General features: G+C 73.6%; 10 protein-coding genes. All 10 read left to right on the forward strand.

The genetic code is table 11. The features are described from left to right. The first annotated feature begins 39 nt into the window (after positions 1 to 39). Entirely contained in the window at positions 40 to 1,707 is a 1,668-nt protein-coding gene (locus EBH09_RS19400; RefSeq protein ID WP_121748242.1) for a fatty acyl-AMP ligase, read from the forward strand. Then, complete coding sequence (locus tag EBH09_RS19405; protein WP_121748243.1) at positions 1,704 to 3,476, forward strand: acyl-CoA dehydrogenase family protein; 1,773 nt, start codon at positions 1,704 to 1,706, stop codon at positions 3,474 to 3,476. Before EBH09_RS19400 ends, EBH09_RS19405 begins: the two co-directional genes overlap by 4 nt. Then, positions 3,473 to 5,203, forward strand: coding sequence for an acyl-CoA dehydrogenase (locus EBH09_RS19410; protein ID WP_121748244.1), 1,731 nt, complete (start codon positions 3,473 to 3,475; stop codon positions 5,201 to 5,203). Before EBH09_RS19405 ends, EBH09_RS19410 begins: the two co-directional genes overlap by 4 nt. Positions 5,204 to 5,232: 29 nt before the next feature. Further along, positions 5,233 to 5,517: an acyl carrier protein gene (locus EBH09_RS19415; RefSeq protein ID WP_121748245.1), complete on the forward strand. Its 285-nt coding sequence runs from the start codon at positions 5,233 to 5,235 to the stop codon at positions 5,515 to 5,517. Next, positions 5,514 to 6,854: a condensation domain-containing protein gene (locus EBH09_RS19420; protein WP_121748246.1), complete on the forward strand. Its 1,341-nt coding sequence runs from the start codon at positions 5,514 to 5,516 to the stop codon at positions 6,852 to 6,854. Before EBH09_RS19415 ends, EBH09_RS19420 begins: the two co-directional genes overlap by 4 nt. Before the next feature lie 99 nt (positions 6,855 to 6,953). Next, positions 6,954 to 7,268: a hypothetical protein gene (locus EBH09_RS19425; protein ID WP_153182682.1), complete on the forward strand. Its 315-nt coding sequence runs from the start codon at positions 6,954 to 6,956 to the stop codon at positions 7,266 to 7,268. Positions 7,269 to 7,476: 208 nt separating this feature from the next. Then, positions 7,477 to 8,460, forward strand: coding sequence for a 2,3-diaminopropionate biosynthesis protein SbnA (gene sbnA, locus EBH09_RS19430; RefSeq protein WP_121748248.1), 984 nt, complete (start codon positions 7,477 to 7,479; stop codon positions 8,458 to 8,460). 6 nt (positions 8,461 to 8,466) lie between these two features. Beyond that, positions 8,467 to 9,468 (forward strand): 2,3-diaminopropionate biosynthesis protein SbnB, encoded by a 1,002-nt coding sequence (gene sbnB / locus EBH09_RS19435; RefSeq protein WP_121748249.1) that lies wholly within the window; start codon positions 8,467 to 8,469, stop codon positions 9,466 to 9,468. Between the two features lie 60 nt (positions 9,469 to 9,528). Continuing rightward, positions 9,529 to 9,744 carry an MbtH family NRPS accessory protein gene (locus tag EBH09_RS19440; protein WP_121748250.1) on the forward strand — a complete coding sequence of 72 codons (216 nt, stop codon included), beginning with the start codon at positions 9,529 to 9,531 and terminating at the stop codon, positions 9,742 to 9,744. Between the two features lie 71 nt (positions 9,745 to 9,815). After that, positions 9,816 to 10,154, forward strand: a 339-nt coding sequence (locus tag EBH09_RS19445; protein ID WP_193776405.1) for an AMP-binding protein, incomplete at its 3' end; no start/stop codon positions are given.

Consider the following 10,154-nt stretch of genomic DNA (forward strand, 5'->3'; position numbering starts at 1 on the left):
GGGCCCACCAGTCGGCTTCGAACGCAGGAGGAGTGGCACGTGATCTGCTTCGACGGGTACGTGAGCGGATTCCGGCGCCGGGTCGCGGAGCATCCGGACCGCACCGCCGTCCGCTTCGCCTCCGCGGACACCGCCACGGACGAACGGGTCAGCTACGCCCGGCTGGACGTCGACGCCCGGTCGGTGGCCCAGTGGCTCGCCTCCCGCACCTCCCCCGGCCAGCGGGTGCTGCTCGCCTTCCACCCCGGTACCGGATTCATCCGGGCCTTCCTCGGGTGCCTGTACGCGGGAGTGATCCCGGTGCCCGTACCGGCGCAGGGCGGGCACAGCACGCAGGAGGCCCGCATCCACGGCATCGAGGCGGACAGCGGCGCGAGCCTGATCCTCGACGACGCGACGCTCGAACAGGCCGTGGCCACCGATGTGCTCGGCTGGACGCCGCCCGCCGTACTGCCGCGGCTGCCCGCCTTCCTCCAGTACACCTCCGGCTCGACCAGTGAGCCCAAGGGAGTGGTGGTCTCCCACGCCGCCCTGGTCCACAACATCGAGCTGATGCGCACCAGTCACGGCTGGCACGGCGGGCAGACCTGGTGCAGCTGGCTGCCCGCGTACCACGACATGGGGCTCATCGCGATGATGCTCACACCCCTCTACCTCGGCGGCACCGCGGTCCTGATGCCGCCCACCGACTTCCTCAAACGGCCCGTCTCCTGGCTGCGGCTGATCGACCGGACCGGCGCCGCCATCAGCTGCGCCCCGAACTTCGCGTACGACCTGTGCGCGCGGCGGCTGACCGACGACCAGGTCGCCGGCCTCGACCTGTCGCGCTGGACGCACGCCTGCAACGGCGCCGAGCCGGTCGACGCCGCGACCCTGGCCCGCTTCGCCGCCCGTTTCGCACCGGCCGGGCTGCGCCCCGAGGCGCTGCTGCCCGGCTACGGACTGGCCGAGTCGACGCTGTTCGTGACCGGTACCCGGGTGGAGACACCCCCGGTGGTCACCACGGTGGACGGCGCCGCCCTCGCCGCCGGACGCCTCACCGGGGCCCGCGCGGACGCGGCCGGACAGGAACTGGTGAGCAGCGGCATCGTGCGCGGCCTGGAGGTGCGGATCGTCGATCCCGCGACGGCCCGGGTCCTCCCGGACGGGGAGATCGGCGAGATCTGGATCCGCGGCGAGAGCCTCGCGCTGGGCTACTGGGCGCGCGAGGAGGAGACCCGGCGCACCTTCGACGCCACCGCCGCCGGGCTGGGCGGCGGCTTCCTGCGCACCGGCGACCTCGGGGCCCTCTTCGGCGGCGAACTGTACGTCACCGGCCGCATCAAGGAAATGATCATCGTGCACGGACGGAACCTCTATCCGCACGACATCGAGCGGGAGATCGGCGCCCTGGAGGAGGAGTTCGGGAATCTCCCGGCCGCCGCCTTCGCCGTCCCGCAGGGCCCGCACGAGGAGATCGTCGTCACCCAGGAGGTACGGGCGGGCCGGCGCGGCGAGGACGAGCTGCGCCACCTGGCGACCAGTGCGCGGACCCGGCTGGGCCGGCGCCTCGGGGTCAGGGTCGGCGCCGTCGCCCTGGTGCGGGTCGGCGAGGTGCGTCGCACGACCAGCGGCAAGATCCGGCGCACCCTCATGCGGGAGCTCTACCTCAAGGACGCGCTGGCGCACGCCGGGGCGCCCCGGACCCGGAAGGCGGACAGCCGGTGACCACGGCGGCCACGACAGCGACCACGGCCGGGGAGTGGACCCCCTACGGGCTCACCGAGGAGCTGGAGGGCCGGTTCGGCGACCCCCACGACGCGGCCCTGGAGTTCTCCTTCGCCCGGCTCGGCGCGCTGGACCGGGCGGAGGCGTTCCCGGCCGAGGTGTGCCGGCAGCTCGACGCGCTCGGCCTGCCGAAGTGGTTCGTGCCCGCGCACCTGGGCGGAGAACTGCGCTCCAGCGAGGAACTGCTGCAAATCATCCGCACGCTGGGCCGTCGCGACTTCACCGTCGCGCTCGCGCACACCAAGACGTATCTCGGCGCGGTCTCGGTCTGGGTGGGCGGCACCGCCGAGCAGGCGGCATGGCTGGCCGGGCGGGTCATGGGCGGCGCGGTGGTCTCGCTCGCGCTGACGGAGCAGTCGCACGGCAGCGACCTGCTGGCCGGCGAACTGACCGCCGAGCGCACCCGGACGGGCGGCTACCGGCTCGACGGCGAGAAGTGGCTGATCAACAACGCCACCCGGGCCGACCTGGTGACCGTTCTCGCCCGTACCGACCCGGCCGGCGGCGCCCGCGGCTTCAGCCTCTTCCTCGTCGACAAGGCCCGGATGACCGAGGGGAGTTGGCGCCCGGTACCGGCGCTGCCCACCCACGGGGTGCGCGGCGCCGACATCAGCGGGATCGCCTTCTCGGGCGCCGAGATCCCCGCGTCGGCGCGGATCGGCGCCGAGGGCGCGGGACTCGAGATCATCCTCAAGGGCTTCCAGATCACCCGCACGCTCTGCTCCGCGATGACGCTGGGCATGGCCGGACAGGCCCTGGGCGTCGCGGTCGCCTTCGCCGAGCGGCACGAGCTGTACGGGCGGCGGCTCGCCGATCTTCCGCAGGCCGGCCGCACCCTCGCCGAGGCCTACGCCGACCTGCTCGCCGTAGAGGCCGTCAGCCTGGTCGCCACCCGCGGCATCCACACCCTCACCGGGGAGCAGAGCGCCGTGTCGGCCGTCGTGAAGTACCTGGTGCCGACCGTCGGCGACCAGCTGATCGCCGGCCTGCGGCAGGTCCTCGGGGCGCGCGCCATGCTCGTCGCGGACCACGCCGAGGGCACGTTCCAGAAGATCGAACGCGATCACAGGATCGTCGGCATCTTCGACGGCAGCACCGTCGTCAACCTCAACTACCTCATCAACCAGTTCCCGGTCCTCGTCCGCGGCTGGCGCGGCGGGCACACCGACCCGGCCGGCGTCGCCGCCTCCGCCCGGCTCGACGCACCGCCCCCCGCGCTCGACCCGGGCGCCCTGACCCTGTACGCCCGGTCCGGCTGCAGCGTCGTACAGGCGCTGCCGGCCGCCGTCGGCCGGGTCCGTGACCGGGAACCGGACAGCGCGGTGGCCGCGCAGGCCGGGCGGCTGCTCGTGCTGGCCGGGGAACTGCACGACGAACTCGCCGCCCACCGGCCCTCCGCCCGCGACGTGCCCGAACGGGCCTTCGCCCTCGCTCGCGACTACACGCTGCTCTACGCGGCCTCGGCCGCCCTGCACCTGTGGCTGGAGAACCCCGCCGGACGCTGGTCCGACACCGGCTGGCTGGAAGCCGTACTCACCCGGCTGCTGCGGCAGCTGAGCGGTGAGCCCGATCTCGACGACGTGGACGGACCGGCCCTGGACCGGCTGCTGCCGACCCTGCGCCGACAGCACCGCGAAGGGCTGCTGTTCTCGCTGTTGCACTGCGAACTGGCCGAGGCCGCGGGCCGTCCGGCCCAGGAGGGGTCATGAGCGAGACGATCACGCACGCACCCGGGCCGGTGCCCGCGGCGACCGCGGCCGACCCGGACCACCGGGTGCGCACCGCCGCCCTCGAACGCCTCGTCGGGCCCGCCGGTGATCCCGGCAACCCGCTGGGCACCGCCGCCGTGCTCGCCGCGGACGAACAGGGCGAACTGTCCGCCGAGGGCGAGCGGCTGCTCACCGGATACGGCCTCAACGCCGAGTTCGTGCCCCGCGCCCTGGGCGGCCGCTTCACCCAGGCCGACGGGTTCGCGCACCTCATGCGCACCGTCTTCCGGCGCGACTGCTCCCTCGGCATCGGCTACGGCGTCACCAGCTTCATCGCCGGCCTGCCCATCTGGGCGTCGGGCTCCGCCGCGCAGCAGCGGCGGGCCGCCGACATCCTGCTGTCCGGCGGCCGCGTCGTCGCCGCGTACACCGAACTCGCCCACGGCAGCGACTTCTCCCGCGTCGGCCTCACCGCCACCCCCGCGCCCGAGGGCCTGCGGCTGCGGGGCGGCAAGCAGCTCGTGAACAACGTCTCGCGGGCCGAGGCCGCCGTGGTGTTCGCCCGCACCAGCGACCGACCGGGCAGCCGCAGCCACTCCCACCTCCTGGTCGACCTCGACCGGCTGCCCGCCGACGCGGTGCGCCGCGACATCCGCTACCCGACGTCGGGCGTCCGCGGCTGCCTGCTCGGCGGCATCGAGTTCGACGACTGCCCGGTGCCCGCCGACTCCGTGCTCGGCACACCCGGCGGCGCCATGGAGACCGTGCTGCGCGCCTTCCAGGTGACCCGCAGCGTGCTGCCCGGCATGGTCGTCGGCATCGGTGACACGCAGTTGCGGGCCGCGCTCGGCTTCGGGCTCGGACGGCGCCTGTACGGCCGGCCCGTCGCCGGGCTCCCGTACCCGCGCGCCACGCTGGTGGGGGCCTTCGCCGACCTGCTGGTGTGCGACGCCCTGGCCACGGTCGGCGCCCGCTCGCTGCACCTGCTGCCGGGCGAGACCAGCGTGCAGTCCGCCGCCGTGAAGTACCTGGTTCCCAAGCTGCTCCAGGAGTCCTCGTACCGCCTCTCGGTGCTGCTGGGCGCCCGCAGCTACGTGCGCACCGGCCCGTACGCCGTCTTCCAGAAGGCCGCCCGCGACCTGCCCGTGGTGGCGCTCGCCCATGCCGGCAGCGCCGTCTGCCAGGCCACGATCGTGCCGCAGCTGCCGCGGCTCGCGGAGCGCGGCTGGTTCCGGCCCGGGGCCGCGCCCCCCGCGGCGCTGTTCCGCCCCGGCGACCCGCTGCCGCCCCTGGACCTCGCGCTGCTGGAACTCAACGCGCGCGGCCGGGACACCCTCAGCCGGGCCGTCACCGACACCGAGTACGACGACCCCCGCGTGAACGCCCTGGCCCGGCTGTTCGCCGGCGAACTGCGGGGCATCGCGCGGCGCGCCGCCGAACTGCCGGCCCGGGACCGCACGGTGCTCGCCTCGCGCCGCGGGTTCCTGCTCGCCGACCGCTACGCGCACGTGCTCGCCGCCGCGGCCTGTCTCGGCGTGTGGCAGCACGGCGACGGCCCGCCGCGCGATCCGGCCTGGGTGATCTGCGCCCTGCACCGGCTCGCCGACCGTCTCGGCCTGAAGCCGGGGCCGCCGCCCCGGGACGCGGCCGAGGAGCTCCACACGGAGCTGCTCCACCGTCACGAAGAGCACCTCTCCTTCGACCTCATCCGCGCTCCGCTCGCCTGAGCGGGGCGCCGTCCCACGGGAGTTCAGCCATGTCCATCGCGTCCACCGGGCCCACCGCGCCCGACACCGTCCCCGCCGCCGACATCCGCGGCTGGCTCGTCGAACGGATCGCCTTCTACCTGGAGTGCTCCACCGAGGAGATCGCCGAGGACGCGCCGCTGGTCGACATCGGCCTCGACTCGGTCTACTCGCTCACCCTGTGCGGCGACGTCGAGGACCGCTTCGGGCTCACCGTCGAACCGACCATGGCCTGGGACCACCCGACCGTCGGCGCGATCACCGCCCACCTCACGGAAGAGCTGGCCAGGCGGTGACCGCCGCGCTCCCGCTCTCCGCGGGCCAGGAAGCCATGTGGTTCCTGCACCGGCTCGCCCCCGCCAGCGCCGCGTACAACGTGGTCCTCGGCGTGCGCGTGCACAGCCCGCTCGACGCGGAGCGGCTGCGCCGCGCGGTGGCCGCCCTCGCCGGCCGCCACGAGCTGCTGAGCTCCGTGTACGAGGAGGAGGACGGGCAGCCGGTACGCCGGCCCGCGCCCGGCCTGCCCGTGCCGTTCGAGGTGCGCGAGGTGCCCGGCGGCACGGACGAGGAAGTGACCGCGCTCGCCCGCGAGGCCGGCGCCCGGCCCTTCGCGCTCCGCGACGCCTGGCCGTTCCGGGTCGTACTGCTGCGCCGCGGACCCGCCGACGCGGCGCTCGTGGTCGCCGCCCACCACATCGCGAGCGACGCCACCAGCCAGTGGCTGATGCTGCGCGACCTCCTCGACGCGTACGCCCTCGGCGGCGGGCCGCTGCCCGCCCCCACCGTTCCGTACAGCCGGTACGTCGACCAGGAACGGGCGCTCGCCGGCAGCCCCGCCCGCGCCCGCGCCGAGCGGTACTGGGCCGGGCTCGGCCAGGGCACCACCGCCGCTACCCTGACCCCCGACCGGCCCGCCACCGGACCCGCGGCGCTGCGCGGCACGACCTACGTCCACCCGCTCGCCCCGGATCTCGCCGCCCGGCTGCCCGACGCGGCCGCGCACGCCGGGGTGACCCCCTTCGCGCTGCTGCTCGGCGCCTTCCAGGCCGCCGTGCACCGCTCCACCGGGCTCGACGACTTCCTCATCGGCTGCCCCGCGTCCAGCAGGATCGGCAAGGGCACCGCCGACATGGTCGGCTATCTCGTCAGCTCCCTCGCCCTGCGCGCCCGCTTCGCCGCCGACACCACCATCGGCGACACCGTGAGCGAGGCCCACCTGGGTCTGCTCGCCGGTCTCGGGCGGCTGCGTCACCCCGTTCCCGTACCCAGGTTCGCGATGGCCGTGACACTGCTCGCGACCGACCGGCTGCCGGTCCCCGGACTGGTCGGCGCGGCGGAACCGACCACCTACGGGGGACTGCGGCTGTCGCTCATCGATCTCCCGCACATGGAGGGCCAGTTCGACGTCAACGTCGAACTGCGCAGCAGCGCGGACGGGCTGACGGTCGTCCTGCGCTACGCCGACGAGCTGTTCGACCGGGAGACCGTCGAGCGGTTCGCCGCGGTGTGCACCCGCATGATCGAGGCGGCGGTGGACGAGCCCACGGCGGTCGTCTCGCGCATTCCGCTGACCGCGGGCGACCAGCTCGCGGAACTGCTGAGCCTGGGCGACGGCCAGTACGACGACTGGTGAGCGCGGCACCCCCCACCCCCCGGGGCCTCGGGATATAGGCCGTTTATGAGAAGGCGGTGCCAGCGTGAACCCACCACCCCTACCGACGAGGTCACCATCATGAATCAGGCAACCGGGGCCGGCCGACGGCCGTTGGTCGAACGGATCACCCACTGGAGTGTCCGAAACCGGAAACGGGCAGCCTTCGGCTGGCTGGGTCTGGTTGTCCTCATCATCGCGATCGGTGCGGGCCTGGGTTCCACGAGCGCGACCTGGAAGATGCCGCGCGCCCTGCGCTGGCTGCCCGGCGTCAGCCTGGAGGGCAGCGACGACGATCCCGTCCCCGCCCCCGCGCCGGCGGCCGCCCCGGACGCCGAGCCGCTGCCGACGGCTCCCCTCCAGGAGCCGGCCGGACAGACGGCCGCCACGCGCTGACGGCCCCTCCCTCCTCGGAAGAGCCCGCAGGAGTCCGCAAGAGCCGCACACATCCGGCACCTGAAGGAGCCGGGATACGCCACGACCGGCGTACCCCGGCTCCTTTCGCGTGCCGACCCGCGCCGTATAGGGGCTGTATAGCGGTCCCGCACAGAATTCGAGGGTCAGGTCAGAGGTTTTCAACAGTGCCTGCCACGAAGGGACAACCGTGCCCGAGAAACCGTACTCAGGAATTCTGTCGACCATCGGGAACACCCCTCTGGTCCACATGGAAAACCTGCTGCCCGGCTTCGGGTCCCAGGTCTACGCCAAGGTCGAGCGCTTCAACCCGGGCGGCAGCATCAAGGACCGGTCGGCGCTGAGAATGCTCGTCGACGCAGTGCGCAGTGGCGGACTGCGGCCGGGCGAGTCCGTCGTCGTCGAGTCCAGTTCCGGCAATCTCGCGGTCGGACTCGCACAGATCTGCCGCTACTTGGGACTGCGCTTCATCTGCGTGGTCGACGGCAAGACCACCACGCAGAACCTCGCCATCCTCAAAGCCTTCGGCGCCGAGATCGAGGTCGTCACCGAGCGCGACGCGGCCACCGGCGAGTATCTGCCGTCCCGCCTGCGCAGGGTGCGCGAGCTGGTCGCGAGCACCGCCCACGCGTTCTGGCCCAACCAGTACGCCAACCCCCTGAACCCGCGCGCCCACGAGGTCACCATGCGGGAGATAGCCCGGGCCCTGGACGGCCGGGTCGACTACCTCTTCGCCTCGGTCTCGACCTTCGGCACCCTCAAGGGCTGCGCCGACCACATCCGCGACGCGGGTCTCGGCACCACGGTCGTCGCCGTCGACGCCCTGGGCAGCGCGATCTTCGGACTGGAGTCGACGGTACGGCTCATCCCCGGGCACGGCGCCTCCGTGGTGCCGCCGCTGATGGACCCCCAGGCCGCCGACGAGGTGGTCCACATCTCCGACCTCGAATGCGTCGCCGCCTGCCGCAGGCTCGTCGCCCGCGAGGCGATCCTGGCCGGCGGCTCGTCCGGGGCGACGGTCGCGGCCCTGCGGAAATACGCGGAACACATTCCGGACGGGTCGAATTGCGTGCTCATTTTCCCGGACGGCGGCGACCGCTACCTCGACACCATCTACTCCGACGACTGGGTGCACCGCAATTTCGGCGAGGTCTCCCATCTCTGGAAGGACTGACTTCCCATGATTGTCATCCGGCACGCCGATGTGGAGAGCATCCTCAACGGCCGCGAGGCGGACAACGTCCGTACCGTCGCCGAGGCATACCGGCTGCACGCCTCCGGGCAGACCGCGGTCCCGCACTCCGTCTTCCTGCGCTTCCCCGGGCACGACCGGGACCGCATCATCGGCCTGCCGGCCTACCGCGGCGGCGACCGTCCGGTGGCCGGAATGAAGTGGATCTCGTCGTTCCCGGCGAACATCGAGTCGGGGCTGCAGCGCGCCAGTGCCGCGATCCTGCTCAACTCGCTGGCCACGGGCCACCCCGAGGCGCTGGTCGAGGGCTCGGTGATCTCCGCCATGCGCACCGCGGCCAGTGCCGCGCTCGCCGCCGAGCTGCTGACCCGCGACGCCCGCCCGACCGGTGTCGCGCTGGTCGGCTGCGGCGTCATCAACCAGGAGATCCTGCGCCATCTGCGCGCGGTGCTCCCGGAGCTGTCCGAGGTCACGCTGTTCGACCGGGCGCGGCCCCGCGCCGAGGAGTTCGCCGGCCGGCTCGCCGCCGACGCGCCCGGACTGCGCGTCGCGTACGCCGACTCGCTCGACGAGGCACTCGGCGCGCACCCGCTGATCTCCTTCGCGACCACGGCGGGAGTGCCGCACACCGGCCTCGACGCGGTGCGGCCGGGCTCGCTGGTGCTGCACGTCTCGCTGCGCGACCTGCACCCCGAGGCGCTGCTCGGCGCCCACAACATCGTCGACGACGCCGACCACGTGTGCCGCGAGCGCACCTCGCCGCACCTGGCCGAACAGCTCACCGGCGACCGGGACTTCATCGACGCCTCGATCGGCGAGCTGCTCAACGGCGAGCGGGAGTTCGTCCGCGTCCCGGGCCGGACGACGGTCTTCTCGCCGTTCGGGCTCGGGGTCCTCGACCTGGCCCTCGCCGCCGCCGTGTACGACACGGCGGCCGCCAAGGGCCTTGGGGTACGGGTCGACGGCTTCCTGCCGCCGCCCGCCGCCTGACCACACCCACGCACCACCCACCACCGGGCGACCGCCCGACCACCCTCATGAGGAGCAGACATGGCGACCGAGCCGACCGACGACCGCACCTACCGCGTCGTCCGCAACGACGAGGACCAGTACTCGATCTGGTGGGCCGAGCGCGACCTGCCCGCCGGCTGGAGCGCCGAGGGCACCGAGGGCACCCGCGAGCAGTGCCTCGCCCGGATCGCCGAGGTCTGGACGGACATGCGCCCGCGCAGCCTGCGTGAGCGCATGGAGGCCGACGCGGCCTGACCCGCCCCCGCCCCGCCCCCACACCCTTCCTCCGCACCTTCTCTCTTTCGCGATTCGGAACAGGAGATCCCGTGAACGCCGAACAGCGGTCGGGTGACGTCCCCGACATCCGTCCCCGGCCGTCGGCGGCCGGAGGCACCCCTCTTCTGCACGAGAGGTTCGCCGCCCAGGCCCTGCGCACGCCGCACGCCGTCGCCGTCGTCGACGGCGCGCGCACGGTGACGTACGCGGAGCTGGACCGCGCGGCGAACCGCATGGGGCACTTCCTGCGGGGGCTGGGGGCCGGGCCGGACTCCGTCGTCGGGGTCGGCCTGGAACGCGGCGCCGACCTGGTCGTCGCGCTGCTCGGGGTGTGGAAGTCCGGGGCCGCCTACCTGCCGCTGGACCCGGCGCAGCCGCCGGCCCGGCTG

Origin of the sequence: Streptomyces sp. E2N166, from assembly GCF_003671715.1 — a bacterium.
GTDB lineage: Bacteria > Actinomycetota > Actinomycetes > Streptomycetales > Streptomycetaceae > Streptomyces > Streptomyces thinghirensis.